The following is a 22,942-nucleotide window of genomic DNA, read 5'->3' as shown; positions in this document are numbered from 1 at the left end:
TAAGATACCTACTATGAATATTGCTCCTGCGCCGGCACATGAGTTGGCAACTGATACGCAGCGTCCCGCGCGCCGTTACCTGCCCGAGACGTTTGCGGTAACAGACTGGGCCTCGCTGGAATCGTACTTCGAAGAGTTGCGCGACCGGACCATTGCTTCGGCTGAGGAGTTGGAAAACTGGCTGCTCGACCGCTCGGAGCTGGAATCGGTGCTGAGTGAGGACCTGGCGTGGCGCTATATCCGCATGACGTCGGACACGCAGAGCCAGGAGCGGGCCGAGGCATTTCAGTTCTTCGTGAACGAAGTGGAGCCGCAAGCCGCGCCCTACGACCACGCCCTCAACGAAAAGCTTATGGCCTCGCCCTACCTGCCGGAGCTAAACCAAGACCGCTACCGCGTGTTTCTGCGCTCGGTGCGGCAGGCGCTGGACATTTACCGCGCCGAGAACATTCCGCTGAAAACCGAAATCAGCACCAAGCAGCAACAGTACGCGGCCACGGTAGGCGCCATGACGGTGACCCTGGATGGGGAGGAAATAACCCTACCCCGCGCTGCCGACAACCTCAAAAGCACCGACCGCACCGTGCGCGCAACGGCCTATCAGGCCATTCAGGAGCGGCGCTTGCAGGATGCCAAAGCCCTCGACCAACTTTTCACGGAGCTAGTAGACCTGCGCGACCAGATGGCCCGCAATGCTGGTTTCGCCAACTTCCGCGACTATATGTTTGCGGCGCTGGGCCGCTTCGACTACACGGCCGAGGACTGCTTCGACTTCCACCGCGCCATCCGTGAAACCGTGGTGCCCCTCATCGACGACCTCGACCTGGAGCGCCGGCAAGACCTGGGCCTACCCGAGCTACGGCCCTGGGACTTGGACGTGGACACTTCCGGCAAAGCACCGTTGCGACCCTTCGAAACAGGGGAGGAGCTACTGGAAAAGACCATTACCGTGTTTCAGCGCCTCGACCCCTTCCTGGGTGAGTGCCTGCGCACCATGCGCCAGATGGGCCACCTCGACCTGGAGTCGCGCAAGGGCAAAGCGCCGGGCGGCTACAACTACCCGCTGGATGAAACGGGTGTGCCCTTCATCTTCATGAACGCCACCGCCTCCCTGCGCGATGTGGTGACGCTGCTGCACGAAGGCGGCCACGCGGTGCATTCCTTCCTCACGCGCCGCCTACCCCTCTCGGCCGACAAGCACCCGCCATCCGAAGTGGCCGAGTTGGCTTCGATGAGCATGGAGCTGATGAGCATGGATTACTGGGACGAGTTCTTCCCAAATCCCGACGAGCTGCGCCGCGCCAAGCGTACCCATCTCGAAGGCGTGCTGGAAACCTTCCCCTGGGTAGCCACCATCGACAAATTTCAGCACTGGGTGTACGAGCACCCGCAGCATACCGAAGCCGAGCGCCATCAGCGCTGGAAGGAGATATTCGACGAGTTCAACCAGCGCACCGTGAGCTGGCAGGGCCTCGATACCTACAAGCCCTACCTCTGGCAGAAGCAGCTGCACCTCTACGAAGTGCCGTTCTACTACATTGAGTACGCTATGGCTCAGTTGGGCGCCATTGCCGTGTGGCGCAACTACCGCCAAGACGCACAGCAAGGCCTGGATGCGTACAAGCGTGCGCTGGCGCTGGGTTACACCGCGCCCATTGGCGAGATTTACGAGGCGGCCGGTATCCGTTTTGATTTCAGCACCGAATACCTGCGCAGTCTGGCCGATTTCGTGCGCGAGGAAATGGCGAAGCTCTAACTGCTCACAAACTACTGCTGACGACAACGCCCACCTTGCGCAAGGTGGGCGTTGCTTGTTTTTAGGGGGTGATTTCGGAACCCCTTGCCAGTATGAAAACCTGTGTAGCGGGTTGGATAAGGGCTTTTGGGCGAACGGATTCGCAAGGCATAGCAGGCGTGAAATTTCCTGATCGACAGCCTTTCAGCCACTACAAGAGGCTAAATAGTAACTCGTTGAAACTGTAACAGGTATAGCTAGTCAACTCTCACCCGTTCGCCCCTCTATATGTCGCGCTTACCTTACCCCACCAAACACCGTTTCCCGCTGGCCGTTCTGAGCCTGCTTCTGCTCCTGAATTTCACCGGCTGCGGCATCTCCGAACAGGTGCAGCAAGCCAAAGCATTCGAGAATGCCCAGATTCGCCTGGCATCGGTGCAGCAAGCCACCGTGGCCGGCATCGACATCATGCAAATCCGGCAGCTCAGTGACCTGAGCACCGTGGACAAGGCCCGTCTGGCCGCTGCCTATGCCGCCGGCAACCTGCCCCTGCGCATGCTAGTGAATCTAGAAATCCGCAATCCGAATGCTGAGATGGCTGCCCTGAATGAGCTGGATTACATTGCCCTCATCGACGGTAAGCAGGTAGCCAAAGGCCGCTCTACGCAACGGATTGAGGTAGCGCCCAACGGTGGCACTACCCTGGCACCCATCACGGTGGAAAGTAATTTGCGCGAGGCTCTGAGGGAGGAGTCGGGTGAAGCTCTGGCCGACCTAGTGCTGGGCTTTGCAGACCGCGACCGTCAGCCCGTACGTCTGACCATGCGCGTGCGCCCTACCTTCGTTACCAACAATGGCCGCCGTATTACACCTGCAGGCTACATCAATCTGAGTAAGGAATTTACTGCCAGTCAATTGATTGACGCCATAGAGAAGCGTGATTCGTTAAACACACGCCCGTAGCCGTAGCACTCTTGTAGGCTACGCTGCACTACCTAGCCGGCTCGATCTTTCGGGCCGGCTTTTGTATGTACTGTATACTTATTTATTTAAATAAAATCTAAATAAGACTTGCATCTGAAACTTTGAAGCATACTTTTGCATCACTGTTTAGAATACTTCTAAACAGTGGTTTGGTGACCATCGGGGCTATTCGGCGGAATAGTCCCGAGAATCCAACCCGCATTCGCAACTGCTTCTTTCTTTATGCCCTGCGCTCGTCTTTGTCTGCTTTTGCTGATTACCCCGCTGGCCACGTTGGCCCAGCGGCCGGTAGCACCAGCAGACACGGCCCGGCTCCGGGGGCGCACCTTGGATGAGGTAGTGGTGACAGCCACCCGCACCGAAAAGTCCCTGACCGAAGTGCCGATTCCGGTGACAGTAGTAGGCAAGGCCCAGATTCAGGCTATGGGCTCGTTGCGCCTCAACGATGTGCTGGGCGAGCAAACCGGCCTTACCCTAGTAGCCGACCACGGTCGGGGCGTGCAGCTGCAAGGCCTGAACCCCGAGTACACGCTGATTCTGGTGGACGGTGAGCCGTTGATTGGTCGCACGGCCGGCACGCTGGAGTTGTCGCGGCTGGCGGTGGGCAACATCGAGCGGATAGAGGTAGTGAAAGGGCCGGCCTCGGCGCTGTGGGGCTCGGAGGCACTGGCGGGTGTGGTCAACATCATCACCCAAAAGCCCCAGCCCGGCACCCGCGGCGATGTGCGCCTACGCTACGGCTCCAACCAGACCACCGATTTGAGCGGTACGTTCAATACCAAAGGCGAGCGGCTGGGCCTTACGGTTTTCGGCAACCGCTACAGCTCCCAAGGCTATACCCTGCAACCCGCAAGCGGCACGGCCACGGTGCCGCCCTTTGCCAGCTACACAGGCCAGTCGCGCCTCACCTACAAGGTAGGGGAGCGCACAAACCTGAGTGTGTCGGGAAGGTATTTCATTGAAAATCAACGAAGCACCATGCCCGTGACGGGCGAAGACGGTACTACGGCCGACGTGCGTAGTGCGGGCCGGCAAACGGATTACAGCGTGAATCCGGTGCTGACCCACACATTCTCCGACAAGCTCTTTGGCACGGCGCGCTTCTACTACGCCGGCTACCAAACCCGCGAAGACTACACCTACACGGCCACCGGCGCGCCCTACGACGCCAGCTATTTCCACCAGACCTTCACCCGTCCCGAGGTGCAGCTCGACTGGCAGCTGCACCCGCGCCACCTGCTTACGGTAGGCGGCGGCTTCCTCACAGAAATCGTGGAAGCCACCCGCTACGACCAGCGCCAACGGATGCGCTCGGGCTACGGCTTCGTGCAGGACGACTGGTCGCCGGTGCCGGGCCTGAACCTGGTGGCCGGTGCCCGCTACGATGGGCACAGCCAATACCAGGGGCAGCTCAGCCCCAAGCTTTCGGGACGCTACCAGGTGCGGCCGTGGCTGGCGGTACGCGGCTCGGCGGGTAGGGGCTTTCGGGCGCCGGATTTTCGGCAGCTCTACCTCAACTTTTCCAATCCGGTGGTAGGGTATAGCGTGTTCGGTACGCACCAGGTAGGGGAGAAGGTGGCGCAGCTGGCGCAGCAAAACCAGATTGCCCGCGACGCGGCTACGGGCGAACTGCTCATCAACCAAACGCTGCTCGACCAAGCCAGCGGCCTCACCGCCGAAAGCTCCCGCGCATACAATGTGGGCGTGCAGCTCACGCCGGGCAAGAAGCTGAACCTAACGGTGAACTTCTTTCACAACGACCTTGAAAACCTGATTGAAACGGCGGCCGTGGCGCAAAAAACCAACGGGCAATCGGTGTTTTCTTACCGCAACGTGAGCCGGGCCTATACCCAGGGCGCGGAGGCGGAAGCCAGCTACCCACTGCTGCCGGGTCTCACGCTGAGCGGTGGTTATCAGTACCTGATTGCCAAGGACAAGGACGTGGTAGAACGCCTGAAAGCCGGCGAAGTCTACCGCCGCGACCCGACTACCCTCGCCACCGAGCGGGTGCCCGTGGGCGACTACGGTGGCCTGTATAACCGCTCGCGCCACTCCGGCAATGTGAAGCTGTTTTATCAGGACATGCGGCGCGGCTATTCGGCCAGCTTGCGCGGTATCTACCGGGGGCGCTACGGCTTGCAGGACCGCAACGGCAACCAGGTTCTGGACGCCGACAACGAATACGTAGCGGGCTACTGGATCTGGAACGTGGCCGCCAGCAAAACCCTGCACCAGCGCTACACCGTGCAAGCCGGCATCGACAACGCCCTCAACTTCACCGACGCGGCCAACATCAGCACGCTGCCGGGCCGCCAGTACTACGCCAGCCTGGTAGTGGCTATCGGGGCGAAGTAACGGTATCTCAACGATTTCTCTTTCCTAATCACTATACCCTGCTTTCTGATGAATGCTTTGTTCTCCCGTTTTGCCCTGCTGACCCTGACCACGGCCACCCTGGGCCTGACCGCCTGCTCCGACGACTCAGACGATACCAATGCCGTGGCGCCTGCGCTGGAAGTGAAAACCGCCAGCAACCTAATGCCTGCCGCTGGTGGTACCACCAGCACCGGCCAGCCCGCCACGCCCAAGCACTACGCCTTCTACAGTCTGGCTACTGGCAAAGAAGTGTCCTACACCGACTCAGCTTCCACGAAGTGGGACATTGCCGTGCGCAGTACCACTATTCTGGTAAACGGCGGCACCAGTGGCCCTGGCAAGGGTAGCGCTCAGGTGGTGGATGGGCTGTTTACGGAAATCACCGAAGCGCCCGCCACGGGGTACAAGCAGGATACCAACACCGGCAAGGCCATTCCGACGGGCTCGGGCAATGGCTGGTACAGCTACAACTCTACCACGCACCTTATTACGCCCATTGCTGGCAAAGTCATCATGCTGCAAACTGCCGATGGCAAATATGCCAAGATGGAAGTGGTGAGCTACTACAAAGACGCGCCCGCCACGCCTACCGCTGCCAGCCCCAGCGGCTGCTATACCTTCCGCTATATGTACCAGCCCGACGGCTCGCGCAACCTGAAATAAAGTCCGGTCTAGGTGGGTAGGTGCGGCGATATGGAGCGCTAACCCTACCTGCCTGGTGCCGGCACAACTCAATCATCAACCAATCAGCCCTACCCTTTATGCCCAAGCAAATCTTGAAGCTGCTCTTCTTACTTCTGCTGCTGGCCGCTACCAAACTGGGGCAGGCCGCCGCGCCTGCCCGTATCGTGTCGCTGAGCGGCACCATCAGCGAAATGGTGTGCGACCTGGGCCACCAAGCCGATTTGGTAGGCGTGGACGTGACCAGCACCTACCCCGCCGCGTTGGCCAAGCTGCCCAAGGTAGGGCACACGCGCAGCATCTCGGCCGAAGGTGTGCTGGCCTTGCGCCCTACCCTGATACTGGGCACTACGGAGTCGATAAAGCCGGAAGTGGCCTCGCAGCTGCGCTCGGCGGGGGTGTCGGTGCAGCTATTCAAGCAGGAGTATTCGGTGGCCGGCACGAAGAAGCTGGTGCAAGAGGTAGCCTCTCTATTAGGCGCCACGGCCCAAGTGCCGGCTCTCACCAAGAAGCTCGACGCCGACCTCACGAAGGTGCAAAAGCCCACGAAAGCGCCCAAAGTGCTGTTTGTGTACGCCCGCGGCACAGGCACCATGATGGTGGCCGGGCAGGGTACCTCGGTGGAAAAGGTGATTCAGCTAGCCGGTGGGCAAAATGCGGCTGTTGGCTTCTCTGACTTCAAGCCCCTCACTGCCGAAGCCCTGGTGGCCGCCAATCCCGACTACCTGCTGCTGTTCGATAGCGGCCTGGAGAGCTTGGGCGGCAAAGCGGGCCTGCTGCAAGTGCCCGGCGTGGCCCAAACCACCGCCGGCCGCACCGGCCACATCATCGAGATGGACGGCCAATTGCTCACGGGCTTCGGGCCGCGCCTGGGCCAGGCGGCCGCCGAACTGGCTCGTTTGACGAAATAGATGCCATTGTTCTGGTGTGGGCCTCACCCCCCGGCTCCTCTCCGAAAAGGAGAGGGGAGCCGAACGATTAAGGTGCTAGCGGTTTGCTAGTGGCTTTTGATAAAGTAAGAGCCATTAGCCAGCAGCCAACCGCTAACGTCTGGCACCCCTTCTCTTCGAAGAGGGGGCCGGGGGGAGGCCCACACCAGAACAACTCCACTTACTACCCTTTCCTATGCCTACCCTCGCTGCTCCGTCTGTATCTACCGTGCCTACCCGCACCAGCACGGCTACCCGCCGCCGATTGATGCTGCTAGCCGCGGCGGTGCTACTGGTAGCGGCTGTGGTAATAAGTGTAGGAGCCGGAGCCATGCGCATTGCCCCAACGGCGCTGCTCGGTATCTTCCTGGCGAAGCTGGGCATGTCGACAACGCTTGGTTTTGAGCCGCAACAAGAGGCTGTGCTGTGGGCTATCCGGCTGCCGCGAGCTTGTTTGGGTGTGCTGGTAGGCGCTAGCCTGGGATTGGCAGGAGCGGCTATGCAAGGCCTGTTCCGCAACCCCCTGGCCGATCCGGGGCTAATTGGCGTATCGGCGGGGGCGTCGTTGGCAGCGGTGGCTACCATTGTGCTGCAAGCCACACTGTTTCAGACAGCAGGCGAGTGGCTGGGGCTATATCTGCTGCCGGTAGCGGCGTTTGTGGGCGCGTGTGGCACCACGCTGGTTGTGTATCAGCTCTCGAAGGAAGGGGGTAGGGCCGTGGTCAGTACCATGCTGCTGGCGGGCATTGCCATCAACGCGTTGGCGGGTGCCCTCACCGGCCTGCTCACCTACGTGGCCACCGATGCTCAACTGCGCAGCATCACGTTTTGGGGGCTGGGCAGCCTGGGCGGCGCCTCGTGGCCTGTTATCCTGAGTATCCTACCTTTTCTGGTGGTGCCGTTGCTGTGGCTGCCCCGCTTAGGCAAACAACTGAACCTGTTGGCATTGGGCGAAGGCCCGGCCGCCCACTTGGGCCTGCCAGTAGCTTCGCTCAAGCGTCAGCTCATCGTGCTCAGCACCCTGGCCGTGGGTACGTCGGTGGCGGTGGCGGGTGCCATTGGTTTTCTGGGACTAGTGGTGCCGCACTTGGTCCGCTTAGTGGCCGGCCCCGACCACCGGGGCGTGCTGCTGGGCTCGGCGTTGGGCGGCGCGGCGGTACTCACGCTGGCCGACACGCTGGCGCGCACCGTAGCGGCCCCCACCGAGCTGCCCATCGGTATCCTAACGGCCCTGCTGGGCACGCCGGCTTTCATTGTGATTCTGCTTCGCGAAAAGCGCCGGCTGTTTTAGCATTGGTTGTTGCACGATGTAGAGACGCATACTTGCGTCTCGTCGTTGAACGATTTCGGCCATACGGCGCGGACGACGAGACGCAAATATGCGTCTCTACATCGTGCACTAGTTAGTAAAAATAACGTCCTGTTACTGGTTGATAATCATTATAATATACAAGTGTTATAGACTTAGTTAACGTCAATTTTTGAAATCCCTACCCATGTTCGACGTACAACATATAAGCTATCAAATCGGGAGAAAAATCCTGCTGCAACAGGTTTCCTTCCGCGCCCGCCCCGGCGAATTGATGGTGATACTAGGAGCCAATGGGGCGGGCAAATCTACCCTGCTGCGCCTACTCAGCGGCGACTTGCTACCCAGCGGCGGCAGTGTCTCGTTTCGGGGACAGCCCTTGGCAAGTCAGCTGCCGGGCGAGCTGGCGCGGCACCGTGCGGTACTCACGCAGCAGCACACGCTGGCGCTGGCTTTCTCGGTGGAGGAACTGGTGATGATGGGCCGCTACCCACGTTTCCGGGGGCAGCCTAGCGCCCACGACCACTTTGTGGTGCGGGCGGCGCTGGCGATGGTAGGCCTAACCGACATGGCCCAGCGCAGCTACCCCACGCTCTCGGGTGGGGAGCAGCAGCGGGTGCAGTTGGCGCGGGTGCTGGCCCAGGTGTGGGAGGCCGACCCCGGCTACCTACTCCTCGACGAGCCCCTCACCGGCCTCGACCTGCACCACCAGCACCGCACCCTGGCCGTGGCCCGCGAGCTGGTAGGCAAGGGCTTTGGGGTAGTGGCCGTGCTCCACGATCTGAACCTGGCCGCGCAGTTTGCCGATCAGGTGCTGTTGCTGCATCAAGGAAAGATGTTGGCCTACGGCCCGCCTGCCCAGGTGCTGACGGCTGCCAACATCCTTGCCGGCTTCGACTTGCCCGTGCAGCTCGTGCCGCATCCTCATCACGATTGCCCGCTCATTGTACCGTGCCCTACGGTGAATTGGTAGGGTGGGGATGAGCCCTGTCTTCGTGTGTCATCCTGAGCGGAGCGAAGGATGACACACGAAGACAGGAAAGGCCGATACTTCACAACTTCACAAACTCACAACTTCACCATTGCCTATGTCAACCATCACGTTTTCAACTGAAACCCTCGCCCAACGCTGGGCCGAATACCGCCAGCAACATCCTAAAAACCGTATTCGCAATGCTGCCGACGACCTGGGCGTGAGCGAAATGGAGCTGCTGGCGACCCAGTGCACCGGCCAGCCCGACGCGCCCGTAACGCGCCTGCGCGCCGAGTTTTCGAACATTCTTCAGCAAGTGCCTACCCTGGGCCGCGTGATGGCCCTCACCCGCAACAACAGCGTGGTACACGAGCGCAAAGGTCCCTACCTCGACGTATCGATAAATGGCCCCATGGGTCTGGTGCTGGGCGAAGACATCGACCTGCGCCTGTTTCTGATGCACTGGCAGCATGGTTTCGCGGTGAGCGAAGACGGTCGCCGCAGCCTTCAGTTTTTTGCCAACGACGGCGAGGCCGTGCACAAAATCTACCTCCTCGAAGACAGTAATGGTGCTGCCTACGACGAGCTGGTGACCCAGTTTACAGCCGAAAACCAGTCGCCAGACGTGACGGTAGAGCCCGCGCCTACCCCCGCCGCCGAGGCTGCCGACGATACCATCGACGTGGAAGGCTTTCGGGCGGCGTGGCGGGCGCTACCCGATACGCACGCGTTTTTCGGGCTGCTGCGCAAATTCGGCGTGACGCGCACGCAGGCCCTGCGCCTGGGGCCGCCCGAGCTGGTGCGCCAGGTAGGAAACGACGCCATAGCGCAAGCGCTACATGCAGCCGCGGCGGCGCAACTGCCCATTATGTTGTTTGTGGGCAGCCGCGGCTGCATCCAGATTCATACCGGTCCCGTGCAGCGCATTGTGCCCATGGGGCCGTGGCTGAACGTGCTCGACCCAAACTTCAACCTACACCTCAAAGCCGAGGATGTGGCCGAAAGCTGGGTGGTGCAAAAGCCTACCACCGACGGTATTGTGACCTCGCTGGAGCTATTTGATGCGCAGGGCAACAACCTGCTGCTGTTTTTCGGGAAGCGCAAGCCGGGTATTCCGGAGCAGGACGCGTGGCGCGAGCTGGTGGCGGGGTTGAAATAGGGTAGGGCACGGGGCGCCACCGGTGCCGGCCATTGCGTAGAAGGAAACGCCCTGGTCCGGCCGCGTGTTGTGGCTACCTTTGCCAGTGCGTGGGCCGTTTGGGCAATCCAATGTCCAAACGGCTGGCCCTACCTTCTTCAAGATTTCTGCCCTATGAGTTCCGTTACCCCCCTGAACGCCCTCGGCGAGTTTGGCCTGATCAACCGCCTCCAGCAAACCATTACCCTACGTCAGCCCAGCACTACGCTCGGCATCGGCGACGACGCGGCGATTCTGAGCCCAACTGCCGGGCAGGATACTGTTATCAGCACCGATCTGCTGGTAGAAGGCGTGCATTTCGACCTCACCTTTTGCCCGCTGAAGCACGTGGGCTATAAGGCCGTGGCGGTGAATGTGTCGGATGTGGCGGCCATGAACGCCACGCCTACCCAGATTGTAGTGGGTATTGCTGTGGGCGCGCGCTACTCCGTGGAGGCCATTGAAGAAATGTACGAAGGTATGCGCCTGGCCTGCGAGGCCTACAATGTGGATCTGGTAGGCGGCGACACCACCGCCAGCCGCGGCGGCCTCACCATCAGCGTAACAGTGTTGGGCCAGGTAGCCCAAGGCCAAGCCGTGCGCCGTAGCGGGGCCCAGTCCAACGACTTGCTGTGCGTAACCGGCGACCTGGGCGGCGCCCTGCTGGGCCTGCAAGTGCTGGAACGCGAAAAACAAGCCTGGCAAGCCGACCCCGAGTTTCAGCCTGAGCTGGAAAAGTATAGCTACGTGGTGCAGCGCCAGCTCCGGCCCGAGGCCCGCATGGACATCATCTACGAGCTGCGCGAGCTGGGCATCATGCCTACTAGCATGATTGATATTTCGGACGGGCTAGCCTCCGAAACCCTGCACCTGTGCCAGGCCAGCGGGGTAGGGGCACGCATCTTCACCGAAAATCTGCCCATCGCCAACCCTACCCTGGAAGTAGCCGAGGAATTCAACCTCGACCCTATTATGTGCATGCTCAACGGTGGCGAGGACTACGAGTTACTCTTCACGGTGCCCCTCGCCGACCACGACAAAATCAAAAACCACCCCGATATCACCATCATCGGCCACATGGTGCCCCAGAGCGAAGGTGCCAACCTCATCACCAAAGCCGGCCAGGCAGTGCCCCTGCAAGCGCAAGGCTTCAAGCATTTCTAGCGGGTAGGGAAAGCGCCTGTCACCAGAACGGCGAAAAAAAAGAACGTCATGCTGAGCGTAGGCGCAGCCGTAGTCGAAGCATCTCTATCGCAATGGTAATCCTAATCGGCAGGAATTACTCACGGTAGAGATGCTTCGGCTACGGCTGCGCCTACGCTCAGCATGACGTTCTGGTTATTAGCCCCTTTGCTACTGTTGTTGCTGTTGCTGTTGCTGTTGCTGCAAATCCAGATACTTGCGGTAGGAGTTGACGGGGGATATAGGCGCAGCTACCTCCTGCATGTAGATAGGCTCAACGGGGGTAGGGGCAGCCAGAGGCGTGCCGTTTTCGATGTGCACGGACACCTCCAGGCGGTGGGCGCTGGTGCCTTTGTAGGTGCCCTTCACAGGGGTGCAGTCCATGAAATTGCGGCCAATGGCCATGCGCACGTGGCCATCATTCACGATGCAGTTGTTGGTAGGGTCGAGGCCCAGCCAGCCGTAGAACGGAATGTAAGCCTCCACCCAGGCGTGGGTAGCGCCGGTGCCGCGCACGCCCTCGTCCTTGGGACAGATATAGCCGCTCACGTAGCGCGCCGGAATGTCGTAGAGGCGTAGCATAAACAACAGGATGTGCGCAAAATCCTGACAGACACCAGCTTGTAGCCGCCAGATTTCTTCGGTGGGCGTTTCCACGTTGGTCACGCCCTGCTGATATGCAAAGTGGTCGTAGACGTATTCCGACAGCACCAAGGCATTTTTCAGCGGCTTCTCCGTGCGGTTCACCACGGTATCCAGGGTAGCGCGAATGGCTTCGGTAGCGGCTGAGGGCTCCCGGGTGAGGAAGTCGAAGAACTCGGCGTCGCCGCGCAGGGCGCGCAGGTGCTGCCACTGCTCGGGGGCCGGTTGCTCGTCCATCGGGAATTGGATGGGATGTGTCACCACTTCCGCCAGCGAGTCAATCAGCAGCTCCGAGTGCGGGGCAATCACCGAAAACACACCCACTTGGTTGCCGAAATAATCGGTGAAAACCTCCACCTCTGGGGCGTGTGAGATAATCAACTCGTGCTTCTTCACCTCCAGCCGGTCATCGGATAGGGGGTACACCATCACTTGGTTGGCGCAGTCAATAACCGGCGCGGCGTAGGCGTAGCGGGTGCGGTGCTTGATGGTATAGGCAGGCATGGGGGTAGGGATAGGAGGGTAGGAAGTAGAAAGTCTGTCATCCTGAGTGGAGCGAAGGACCTTCTCACGTTGAAAGGCAATCGAAACAACGACTCGTTCTCACGTGAGAAGGTCCTTCGCTCCGCTCAGGATGACAGACTTTTTCGAGTGGCTTAAATAGATTTAGTTATACCCAAAATAAGACGTGTTCAGCGCGCTGGCTACGTCCAGCAGCTGTTGGCGGGTTTGCAGCAGGAAGCTGGTGAGCTGCTCGGGCTCTTGGGCCGAGAGGCGGCTGTAGCGCACGGCCGTGCGCACTTTGCCAATCAGAAACGCAACGTGCGCGTGGCTTTCGGGGAGGCTCTCGGGTTGCAGGCGGCCGAAGTAATACGCCAACTGATCGAGGCTGTAGAGCAACGCGTGCGGAAACTGTGTGTTGTAGACAATGAATTGCAGCACGTTATCGGTATTAAACGTGCCCTTATACGTCTTGATATACTGCTCGTAGCCCACCAGCGAGTACAGCAGGTAGCGCAGGGCCGGCGCATCGAGTGGGTGCACGGCGTACTCCTTCACGGTGGCCCACCGCACGCGCAGAATGTCGGTGGTCTGGATGGCGCGCTCCAGGCACTTACCGATGCCGAGGTAGGCGTAGCCCTCGTCGCGGGGCATGGTGTGCTGCACGGTGCCGGCATAGAGCAGCGCCTGTCGCAGCAGTGTATCCAGGCCCGAAATGGGGTCTTCGTGGGTGATTTGCTGCCCTACCTCCGGGTCGCGGATAACGTGGTAAAAGTCGTTGAGCGACTGCCACACTTCTTTGGTGATGTGGTCCTGCACGGCGCGGGCATTCTCGCGGCCCTGCAAAATGTTGCGGTAGGCCGAGGCGCCGTTGTTGCGGTCCAACACCAGGTGCGTCAGAATGGGGGTAGAGTGGCCGTCCAGCTGCGCCAGCTCGTCCGGCGTAAGGTCACCGTAGAGCTGCAAAAACGGCCGCCAATTGAAATCATAGATTTCGTTTTGAGAGGCAATGTAATTCGTGCGAATCACCTGAAGCATCGACTGCGTGCGCTCCATGTAGCGCGCCAACCAGTAAATCGTATCCGCAACGCGACTAAGCATAATATTGTAAGCTGTTAGCTGCTAGCTCGTATTTGAAAAAGTAGTGTGGCAGGAGTTGAAGGAAAGCTAACAGCTATCAGCCAATAGCTAACAGCCAAATCCTACTCACCAAGCACCCACGTGTCTTTGCTGCCGCCGCCCTGGGAGGAATTCACCACCAAAGAGCCTTCCTGCAACGCTACCCTGGTGAGGCCGCCGGGCACGATGTCGATGCCGGAGGGGCCGTAGAGCGCGAACGGGCGCAGGTCCACGCGGCGGGGCTGGAGCACGCCGTTGAGGTAGCACGGCGTAGACGACAGGCTGATGATGGGCTGGGCGATGAAGCTGCGCGGGTCTTCCAGAATGGCCTTGCGGAAGTCGTCCATCTGCTCTTCGGTGGCCGCGCTGCCAATCAGCATGCCGTACCCGCCCGACTCGTTGGTACGCTTAATCACCATGCGATCCATCTGGCTGAACACCAGCTGGCGCAAGTCGGGGTCGGCCATTTGGTAGGTAGGCACGGTCTTCAGAATCGGCTCCTCGTTGAGGTAGTACCGAATCATCTCGGGCACGTAGCTGTACACGGCCTTGTCGTCGGCTACGCCGTTGCCCATGGCATTTACAATGGCCACGTTACCCTTGCGGTAGGCCCAGTACAGCCCCGACACGCCCAGGGCGCTATCGGGCCGGAACGCCAGCGGATCCAGAAACTCGTCGTCGACGCGGCGGTAAATCACGTCCACGCGTTGCAGGCCCTTGGTGGTTTTCATGTACACGAAGTGGTTGTGCACAATCAGGTCGCGGCCCTCTACCAGCCGGATGCCCATAAGGCGGGCTAGCGTGCTGTGCTCAAAGTAGGCCGAGTTGTAAATGCCCGGCGAGAGCAGCACCACCGTGGCGTCGCTATCCTGGCGGCCGGCGAGGGCCAACAGGTTGCGGTAGAGCAGATCGGGGTAGTCCTTCACTGGCTGCACGTTGTTTTTGGGCAGCAGGTCGGGGAAGATGCGGTATGTGATGCTGCGGTTTTCCAGCATATACGACACCCCCGAGGGCGTGCGCAGGTTGTCTTCCAGCACGTAAAACTGCCCGTCGTTGTCCCGAATCAAATCCACGCCCGCAATGTGCGTGTAGATGTCGTGGGGCACGTCTACGTGCATCATCTCGCGCAAAAACTGCGGACACGAGTACACCAGCGAAGCCGGAATCAGCCCATCTTTCAGGATAAACTGCTGATGGTAAATGTCTTTCAGGAAGATATTGAGGGCGCGGAGACGCTGCTTGATGCCGGCCTCAATGTGCAGCCACTCCCGGTGCTGAATGATGCGCGGGATAATATCAAACGGAAATATCTTCTCGATGCCCTCGCCGCTGCTGTACACCGTGAAGGTGATGCCCTGGCTCATAAACAGCTTCTTGGCCAGCTCGTCCTTGCGGGTCATCTCGGAGGCGGGCAGGTTCTCAATGGCCGTCACAAAGTGGGTATACTCCGGCCTGATGCCGTCGGCCCCAAACATTTCGTCCCACACCTGCGGCTGTTCCTGGTAGGCTTTTAGTAGCGAATCGTCCTTCATACACAGAATAGGTAGGCGGTAGGGTAGGGGCAGTGCACAATCGGCCGAAAGGGCACCCACGCGTCAGGTAGTACGGCAAACTACTGAAAAACCGCTAAGGAAGTGCGTCGAAGGAAAGAGATATTCATAAAAAAGTGACGATAATTCCACGAAAATAACAAACAGTAAGGCGCCTCAACTTATCTAAATATTCTCCGTTTGATAGGCCACGCTACCCGGCTGGTACTTGCAACCAACTAGCCCTTAGCCGCCTACCCTCCTATGCGCCTCTTCCACTGCACCCACTGCGGGCACCTGCTCTACTTCGAAAACAACCGCTGCGAAAAGTGCGGCTACGTGCTAGGTTTCGATGCGGCTCAGCTTCAGCTATTTCCGCTGGTAGAGCAGCAGCCCGGCATCTTCGAGCTGTACGACCAGCCTGCCCACGGCACCTACCGCTACTGCGCCAACCACGCCCACGACGTGTGCAACTGGCTGGTGCCCACCACCAGCGACAACACGTTCTGCCAGGCCTGCGACCTAAACCACACCATTCCCAACCTCAGCAAGCCCGAGTACCTCACGCGCTGGCGTACCATTGAAACAGCCAAGCACCGCCTGGTGTACACGTTGCTGCGCCTGGGCCTGCCCGTGGTCAGTAAGCGAGTAGAGCCAGAAACCGGTCTGCAATTCGACTTTAAAGCCGACGAAAACCCCGACGGCCAGCAGGGCGAAAAAGTAATGACCGGCCACGCCAACGGGCTCATCACCTTAAATATAGCTGAGGCCGACGACGTGGAGCGCGAAATGGCCCGGCAGTCGATGGGGGAGCTGTACCGCACCATGCTGGGCCACTTCCGCCACGAGGTAGGGCACTACTACTGGGACCGGCTCTTGGCCGACTCGCCCTACCTGCCCGAGTATCGCCGCCTGTTCGGCGACGAGCGCCAAGACTACGGCGAGGCCCTGCAACGCCACTACGACCAAGGCGCCCCCGCCGACTGGCCCCAGCACTACATCAGCTCCTACGCCACTATGCACCCCTGGGAGGATTGGGCCGAAACCTGGGCGCACTACCTGCACATCACCGACACGCTGCAAACCGCCCACGCTTTCGGCCTGCGCATCAACCCGCAAGAGGCCGAAACCGAAGCCAACCTGCGCGCCACCATCCAAGACCCCTACCAGCTACAGGATTTCGACGAAATTCTGCGCCAGTGGCTACCCCTCACGTTCGCCATGAATAGTCTCAACCGTAGCATGGGTCAGCACGACCCCTACCCGTTTGTGATTGTACCGGAAGTGGCGGAGAAGCTGAGCTTTATTCATAAAATGGTGAGGTTGTGAAATGGTGAAATTGTGAGTTTTCGTTCTGTCATCCTGAGCGCAGCGAAGGACCTTCTCACGCTGGAACGAGTCGTTGTTACGCCTGTTGTTCTATCGTGAGAAGGTCCTTCGCTGCGCTCAGGATGACAGCCGTTTTGCATTCACACCTTCACAATTCATTTCCCTGCCAGATACACCCGGAACGTAGTGCCCTCGCCTACTGTGCTTTCCACTACAATGCGGCCGCCGGCTTGTTCTACCAGTCGGTTCACCAGGTAGAGGCCCACGCCGGTGCCGTGCACGTGGTCGTGGAAGCGGCGGAACATCTGGAACAGGTCGGCGCCGTAGCGGGCCAGGTCCATGCCCAGGCCGTTGTCTTGCACCACCAATATGGGCATGCCTTCCGGCGTACGTTCCGTCGCTACCCGAATGAGGGGCGGCCGGTCGGGGTGGGCATATTTCAGGGCGTTGCTGAGCAGGTTATAGAGGATGCTTTGCAGGCTGAGTTGGGCAAAATCGAGGGTAGGTACCTCGTCGAACTCAAGGGCAAACACGGCGCCGGAGGCAGCTACCTGGTGGTGCATGCTCTGGATAATGGCCTGCGTGAGCGGTAGCAGCTGCACCGTGTCGGTGAAGAGCTGGCCGTGGTAGCGCTCTACCTGCACAATTTCGGCCAAGCCTCCCACAGTACTATGAATCTGGGTGAGGGCACTCTCAAACATACCCAGTAGCAGCGGCGCGTCGGGGTCGTGGAAGGTGGCCGTGCGCTTCAGCTCCTCAAAGATGCCCGCCATGTTATTAACCGGCTGCTTGAGGTCGTGCGAGGCCGTGTATACAAAGTTGTCGAGGTCTTGGTTGATGCGGGTGAGTTGCTGGTTGGTGGTGCTCAACTCGCGGTTAGCCTCGTCAATTTGGTTGCGGGCTACCACCTGTTCGGTTACCTCGTAGGCAAATGTCATAATGCCATCAATTGTCCCGTCGGCTCCGTGACGCGCCTGATACACGAAGTTGAAATAGATATCTTCCATTGGCCCATCATCCGTGCGCGCCGCCCGAATCAGCCATTCATTTCCTTCATACGGCTCCCCCGTCTGATACACGCGCTGCAAGATTTGCCAAACAGACTGCTGGGTTAACTCCGGAATGGCCTCCGAAATGGGTAGGCCCAACAGGCGGCGCCCCGGAAAAAACCGCTGATAGGCCGGGTTTACCAGCTCGTATACCAGCTCGGGGCCATTCAGGATACAGATAGCTCCGGGGGCCTGCATAAACAGCCGCTCCAGACGGGCGCGCTGCCGCTCGGCCTCGGCCTGGGCCGCCTGTAGCTCGCGGGTGCGGTGCTGCACCCGGCTTTCCAGCTCCTGGTTGAGGCGGCGCAATGCCAGCTGCGCGCTGAATAGTGCGTCGTTATTGGATCTGATTTCCTCATTGGCGGCCTGCAATTCTTCGTTGGCGGCCGCCAGTTCTTCGTTTAGAACGCGTTGCTGCTGCTCGCTGGCTTCTATGCGGAGGCGGGCCACTACCTGCGCCGTTACCTCGTAGGCAAATACCTGAATACCATCAATATCGCCCTTGTGGTTGTGCGTGGGCTGGTAGATGAAGTTGTAGTAGTTGTGCCCCAGCGTGCCGGAGTTGCCGTGGTCGAGCTGCACCAGCATCTCAGTGGCGTGAAACGGCTCACCGGTCTGGTACACTTTGTCGAGCAGATCAAAGATCGGCTGCCCCTGCAACTCCGGCATGGCATGGGCAATGGGCTTGCCCAGTAGGGCACGCGGTCCTACCAGTTGCTGGTATAAGGGGTTCACCAGTTTGAAAATATGGTTGGGGCCCTCCAAAATGGTAATCATGGCTGGGGCTTCCATAAACAGCCGCTCCAAGTGGCTGCGCTGGGTTTCAGCATCGGCCAGGGCGGCCCGCTCGCGGGCCTGGCTTGCACGCAGCGCTTCCTCAATGCTGGTGCTGCTATAGGTTACGCTATTGCTAAAGCTCACCAGTAGTCCCTCGCCGGCCCGGCGGGCCGAGAGGTAGAAGGGAGTAGTAGTATTAATTTGATAATCAAGGTGATGCTTTCCGGGCTGCTGTGTGAGAAAGGTGCGGCAGTAAAAGTCGAACACGCCATTGAGGCGACTCTGTGGGTAGAGGCCTAGCTGCGTGCCCGTGGGCTGCGCCGGGAGCTGGAGCATCTGCTGCGCCATGGTATTGAGCAGCACAAACTCGAAGTCAACAAGGGTAGCATTTTCGGCCCACACTGGCTTCAACAGCAGAATGCAGGTATGCGAAACTTCCAGCAGGCCCACCAGCAAGTCGTCGGCAGAGAAGGTCGGCTGCAGGTTGGCAGTAGAGAAGGCAGCGGAGTCGGGTGTCGGCATAACAAGCAAATAAGAATCGATAGCAGCGGACAACCAAAGAGGATACGACTGGGTAGAAAGTAGAGGTGCTGCCAGCTATTGAACAAGCAAAATAACGCAAATCCGGCGCGTTGGTCGATCCAAGACTTTATAAAAAGTCTAGTGGTGAGGCATCTCGCCACTCCTTATCTACATCCTACGCTATGAAAATCACGAAATACATCCACTCCTGTTTGCTGTTGGAGCAAGACGGCGAGCAGTTGCTCTTTGACCCTGGCACGTTCACGTTTGCCGACGGGGCAGTAACGCCCGATACGTTTAAGAATGTGTCTACCGTCGTCATCACCCACCAACACCCCGACCACCTCGACGTAAAAGCGCTCCAGGAAATCGTGCGCCTAAGCGGTGCCGCGGTGCTATCGACGCCGGAAGTAGCCGATCAGTTGAAGCCCTACGGCTTGAAGGTGCAAGTGGTGGAGGACGGTTCTTTGCAGGTAGGCGCCTTTCAGCTGGAAGCCGTGAGTGTGCCCCACGAGCCTATTCTGGACAGCGAGTTGCCTCAGATGCTGGCCTTTTTCATCAACGGCAAAGTGCTGAACCCCGCCGATTCTTTCTCTCCTATTCTGCAAAAGTTCAAGCGGGTAGAGCTGCTGATCTTGCCCGTGATGGCGCCCTTCCTCACCGAGCTACGGGTAGCTGAGTTTGCCCGGCAGCTAGAGCCGCAGCAAATCCTACCCGTGCACGACGGCTACGCGAAAGACTTTTTTGTGGAGCAGCGCTACGACACCTACGAGCCGCATTTTGCGGAGCAAGGCATTCAGTTTCACCGACTGAGCCAGCCAGGACAGTCGGTTACGGTGTAATTTTTCAAGGAATATTGGGCGCCGTTGGAAACCTGCGTGCCGGCTGGGTGTTGAAGGTGTTTCAGTACCTATAGCCTGTTGCGCGTCATCTGGCGTCCGTTTGTCGAAACCTGACAGGTCACTGATAACACCTCCTAACTGGTTCGCGCCTCTTTCTATATGTCTTATTCCACTGTTTCCGTCGATCAGGCTTCGTTTCGCAACTCTTTTGCCGAGGAGCTGCGCGGCGATACAGCCGGCGACCTGGGCCCGCGCCAGGTGCCCGGCTACCACTTCTCGCACGTGGCGCCTACCCCCGTGCACGACCCGCACCTGCTGGCCTGGTCCGATGAATTGGCTGATTTTCTGGGTCTGACGCGCCCGACTGAGCGTGGCCCTGCCGTGGAAGCACTAGCCGGCAACTTGGTTACGCCCAGCATGCAACCGGTGGCCGCGCGCTACGGTGGGCACCAGTTTGGCAGCTGGGCCGGGCAGCTCGGCGACGGTCGCGCCATTTCCCTGGGCGAGCTGATGGCCCTAGACGGTACCAGTTGGGAAGTGCAATTGAAAGGGGCCGGCCCCACGCCCTACTCGCGCCGCGCCGATGGTCGGGCCGTGCTGCGTTCCTCGGTGCGGGAGTTTCTGTGCAGCGAAGCCATGTACCACCTGGGTGTGCCTACTACGCGGGCGCTCAGCCTGGTAGGTACCGGCGACGAGGTGGTGCGCGACATGTTCTACTCGGGCAACCCGCTGCCCGAGCCGGGCGCCATTGTGGCGCGGGTGGCGCCGTCGTTTGTGCGGTTCGGGAGCTTCCAGCTGCTCACGGCCACCGGCGAAATCGACAACCTGCGGGAGTTGGCCGACCACGTGATTCGGCACCACTACCCCGAGCTAGGCGCGCCCTCGCCTGAAGTGTACCTGAGCTGGTTCGCGGAAATATGCCGGCGCACGGCCGTGATGGTGGCGCACTGGCAAACCGTGGGCTTCGTGCACGGCGTGATGAACACTGACAACATGTCTATTCTGGGCCTCACCATCGACTATGGCCCCTACGGCTGGCTGGAACCCTACGACCCCGACTGGACCCCCAACACCACCGATTTCGGGCAACGTCGTTATGCCTTCGGGCAGCAGCCCCGCGTGGCCCTCTGGAACCTGATGATGCTGGCCCAGGCCCTGGTGCCCCTGGTAGGCAGCGCCGATGACCTAACGCCGGCGCTCAATAGCTACGCCGGCACGTTCACCAAAACCTACCGCACCCTGCTGTTCCGCAAGCTCGGTCTCACGCCCCAGCCTACCGACTTAGAGCTCTTGTCGGCCCTACCCGACGCCCTAACCGTCGCCGAGGCCGATATGACGTTGTTTTTTCGTGGACTCTCGTACGTAGCCCCCATGCTTTTGGAAAACAGCGCCGCAGAGGAACAAGCCGTGCAGGATTTGCTGGAAGCTGCCACCTACACCGCCCCCGGTAGCCCCGCCCACGAGCCGCTACAACAATGGCTAGGTCAGTACCTGACGCGCCTACGCCAGGAAACGGCAACACCCGCCGCCATCCGCGAGCAAATGCTGCAAGCCAACCCCAAGTACGTCCTGCGCAACTACCTCGCCCAGCAAGCCATCGAAGCCGCCGAAACCGGCGACCTGTCGTTGCTGAACACCTTGCAGCACGTCCTGCGCACGCCCTACGATGAACACCCCGAGCACGAGGCCCTGGCCGCCAAGCGCCCCGAGTGGGCCAGCACCAAGCCCGGCAGCGCCACGCTCTCGTGCAGTTCGTGAGGGTAGGAGGGTAGCAGTCTCATGCTATATCCTGCTTGCGGGTTGCCAGAGCGGTGTAGAGACGCATACTTGCGTCTCGTCGTTGAACGATTTTGGGCGGCCGGCTGCACCATCAAACAGCAGTAAATGATGGCGCAGGACTGTGCCCCGTGCCGATTATTGGCAGGCCTCTGGCCTGCTAGTAGTTCGCGCCGTTGGAGATGTTCAGGTAAGTCGTTCTAACGACGCAGGCCAGAGGCCTGCCAATAATTGACACGGGGCAAAGCCCCGCGCCATCGGTGCGCCCGTAGCCCAGCAAAAAGCCCTGCGCCTGCGGGCATTGCCCAATAAATCCCGAACTATGCACCCATAATGGAAAGCAAACTCGAACTGCGCACCGTGGAGGTGACGCGCTACGTGACGCCGCTGCGCGAGGGCGGCTCCCTACCCGCGCTGGTAGAGGCCGACGACGGCTTCCTGTACGTGCTTAAGTTTCGGGGCGCGGGGCAGGGGCTAAAGGCCCTGATTGCTGAATTGATCGTAGGCGAGTTGGCCCGCACCCTGGGCCTGCGCGTGCCCGAGCTGGTGTTTTGCCAGCTTGATGAGGCCTTTGGCCGCACTGAGCCCGACGAGGAAATCCAGGACCTGCTGCGCTTCAGTACGGGCCAGAACCTAGGCCTGCACTACCTATCCGGCGCTGTCACCTTCGACCCCCTGGTGAACCAAGTAGCGCCGCACTTGGCCTCGCAAATCGTGTGGCTGGATGCCCTCACGCTGAACGTGGACCGCACCGCCCGCAACACCAATATGCTGATGTGGCACCAGGAACTGTGGCTGATCGACCACGGCGCGGCCCTCTACGTGCACCACACCGGCCCCGACTGGGCGCAGCCTGGCCGCCAGCGCACCTTTGCACAGGTGAAAGACCACGTGCTCCTACCCCAGGCCAGCGAGCTAGCCGCCGTGGATGCCGAGTACCGCGCCCGCCTCACACCCGAGCGCATCCGCCAGGTCGTAGACCTGGTGCCCGAAGAGTGGCTCCTAGCTGATGCCTCCACCACCGCCCCGCCCGCCGAGCAGCGCGAGAATTACGTCCGGTTCCTGACTGCCCGTCTGGCCGCATCCGAAACCTTTGTGCAGGAAGCCAACCATGCCCGACAAGCACTTATTTGAGTACGCCGTGCTGCGCGTGGTGCCCCGCGTGGAGCGCGAAGAGTTTCTGAACGTGGGCGTTATCCTGTATTGCGCCTCCCAAGGCTTCCTGCAAGTGCGCTTCACCGTACCCGAAACGCGCCTGCAAGCCTTCGCCGGCCCGAGTCTTGACTTGGCCGACCTGCACGCCCGGCTGCACGCCTTCGAGCGTATCTGCGCCGGCCGCCGCGCGGGTGGCCCCATTGGGCAGCTGCCGGTGGCCTCGCGCTTCCGCTGGCTCACGGCCATGCGCAGCACCATCGTGCAAACCTCCGCCGTGCACCCCGGCCTCTGCACCGACCCCAATGCGACGCTGGATCGATTGTTTGGGGAACTGGTAGCTTGACAGTGCTTTCTT

At 60.1% G+C, this 22,942-nt stretch carries 18 protein-coding genes; 14 read left to right on the top strand and 4 right to left on the bottom strand.

Annotation, left to right across the window (positions count from 1 at the left end):
* Window positions 1–13: 13 nt before the first annotated feature.
* From F1C16_RS10255 to thiL, 9 genes are all read left to right on the top strand, one after another.
* Window positions 14–1,756, top strand: a complete 1,743-nt coding sequence (locus F1C16_RS10255; RefSeq protein ID WP_185280568.1) for a M3 family oligoendopeptidase — start codon at window positions 14–16, stop codon at window positions 1,754–1,756.
* A 267-nt stretch (window positions 1,757–2,023) separates the two neighbouring features.
* Window positions 2,024–2,698 (top strand): LEA type 2 family protein, encoded by a 675-nt coding sequence (locus F1C16_RS10250; protein WP_185280567.1) that lies wholly within the window; start codon window positions 2,024–2,026, stop codon window positions 2,696–2,698.
* Window positions 2,699–2,941: 243 nt separating this feature from the next.
* Entirely contained in the window at window positions 2,942–5,074 is a 2,133-nt protein-coding gene (locus tag F1C16_RS10245; RefSeq protein WP_185280566.1) for a TonB-dependent siderophore receptor, read from the top strand.
* A gap of 48 nt (window positions 5,075–5,122) precedes the next feature.
* Window positions 5,123–5,758 carry an HmuY family protein gene (locus tag F1C16_RS10240; RefSeq protein WP_185280565.1) on the top strand — a complete coding sequence of 212 codons (636 nt, stop codon included), beginning with the start codon at window positions 5,123–5,125 and terminating at the stop codon, window positions 5,756–5,758.
* 98 nt (window positions 5,759–5,856) lie between these two features.
* On the top strand, window positions 5,857–6,687 hold the full coding sequence (locus F1C16_RS10235; protein WP_185280564.1) for a hemin ABC transporter substrate-binding protein: 831 nt from the start codon (window positions 5,857–5,859) through the stop codon (window positions 6,685–6,687).
* A 214-nt stretch (window positions 6,688–6,901) separates the two neighbouring features.
* A complete protein-coding gene (locus F1C16_RS10230; protein ID WP_185280563.1) occupies window positions 6,902–7,996 on the top strand; it encodes an iron ABC transporter permease in 1,095 nt (364 codons plus the stop codon).
* Window positions 7,997–8,186: 190 nt separating this feature from the next.
* Window positions 8,187–8,987 (top strand): heme ABC transporter ATP-binding protein, encoded by an 801-nt coding sequence (locus F1C16_RS10225; RefSeq protein ID WP_258048868.1) that lies wholly within the window; start codon window positions 8,187–8,189, stop codon window positions 8,985–8,987.
* Window positions 8,988–9,102: 115 nt separating this feature from the next.
* Window positions 9,103–10,146, top strand: a complete 1,044-nt coding sequence (locus F1C16_RS10220) for a hemin-degrading factor (RefSeq protein ID WP_185280562.1) — start codon at window positions 9,103–9,105, stop codon at window positions 10,144–10,146.
* A 153-nt stretch (window positions 10,147–10,299) separates the two neighbouring features.
* The gene (gene thiL / locus F1C16_RS10215) at window positions 10,300–11,328 is read left to right on the top strand and encodes a thiamine-phosphate kinase (protein ID WP_185280561.1); all 1,029 of its coding nucleotides are present in this window, start codon (window positions 10,300–10,302) and stop codon (window positions 11,326–11,328) included.
* Window positions 11,329–11,517: 189 nt separating this feature from the next.
* On the opposite strand, the gene F1C16_RS10210 is transcribed toward thiL, so the two are convergent.
* The 3 genes from F1C16_RS10210 to F1C16_RS10200 form a co-directional block, all read right to left on the bottom strand.
* On the bottom strand, window positions 11,518–12,492 hold the full coding sequence (locus tag F1C16_RS10210) for a transglutaminase family protein (RefSeq protein WP_185280560.1): 975 nt from the start codon (window positions 12,490–12,492) through the stop codon (window positions 11,518–11,520).
* A 162-nt stretch (window positions 12,493–12,654) separates the two neighbouring features.
* Complete coding sequence (locus tag F1C16_RS10205) at window positions 12,655–13,590, bottom strand: alpha-E domain-containing protein (RefSeq protein ID WP_185280559.1); 936 nt, start codon at window positions 13,588–13,590, stop codon at window positions 12,655–12,657.
* A 101-nt stretch (window positions 13,591–13,691) separates the two neighbouring features.
* Entirely contained in the window at window positions 13,692–15,200 is a 1,509-nt protein-coding gene (locus F1C16_RS10200; protein WP_258048867.1) for a circularly permuted type 2 ATP-grasp protein, read from the bottom strand.
* 201 nt (window positions 15,201–15,401) lie between these two features.
* Between F1C16_RS10200 and F1C16_RS10195 the strand changes: the two genes are divergently transcribed.
* Window positions 15,402–16,466 carry a putative zinc-binding metallopeptidase gene (locus tag F1C16_RS10195; protein ID WP_185280558.1) on the top strand — a complete coding sequence of 355 codons (1,065 nt, stop codon included), beginning with the start codon at window positions 15,402–15,404 and terminating at the stop codon, window positions 16,464–16,466.
* A 155-nt stretch (window positions 16,467–16,621) separates the two neighbouring features.
* Here F1C16_RS10195 and F1C16_RS10190 read toward each other — a convergent pair whose 3' ends face one another.
* Window positions 16,622–18,814, bottom strand: a complete 2,193-nt coding sequence (locus tag F1C16_RS10190) for an ATP-binding protein (protein ID WP_185280557.1) — start codon at window positions 18,812–18,814, stop codon at window positions 16,622–16,624.
* A gap of 182 nt (window positions 18,815–18,996) precedes the next feature.
* On the opposite strand from F1C16_RS10190, the gene F1C16_RS10185 reads away from it, so the two are divergent.
* From F1C16_RS10185 to F1C16_RS10170, 4 genes are all read left to right on the top strand, one after another.
* Window positions 18,997–19,656, top strand: a complete 660-nt coding sequence (locus F1C16_RS10185) for an MBL fold metallo-hydrolase (protein WP_185280556.1) — start codon at window positions 18,997–18,999, stop codon at window positions 19,654–19,656.
* Window positions 19,657–19,815: 159 nt separating this feature from the next.
* Complete coding sequence (locus tag F1C16_RS10180) at window positions 19,816–21,414, top strand: YdiU family protein (protein ID WP_185280555.1); 1,599 nt, start codon at window positions 19,816–19,818, stop codon at window positions 21,412–21,414.
* A gap of 351 nt (window positions 21,415–21,765) precedes the next feature.
* Window positions 21,766–22,566, top strand: a complete 801-nt coding sequence (locus tag F1C16_RS10175; RefSeq protein WP_185280554.1) for a HipA family kinase — start codon at window positions 21,766–21,768, stop codon at window positions 22,564–22,566.
* On the top strand, window positions 22,544–22,930 hold the full coding sequence (locus tag F1C16_RS10170; RefSeq protein WP_185280553.1) for a DUF3037 domain-containing protein: 387 nt from the start codon (window positions 22,544–22,546) through the stop codon (window positions 22,928–22,930). Before F1C16_RS10175 ends, F1C16_RS10170 begins: the two co-directional genes overlap by 23 nt.
* Window positions 22,931–22,942: the final 12 nt, after the last annotated feature.

The organism is Hymenobacter sp. NBH84 (genome assembly GCF_014217645.1).
In the GTDB taxonomy this organism is placed as follows: Bacteria; Bacteroidota; Bacteroidia; order Cytophagales; family Hymenobacteraceae; genus Hymenobacter; species Hymenobacter profundi.
Note: the sequence above shows the minus strand (reverse complement) of the source record. Positions and strands in the feature narration are given on the sequence as shown.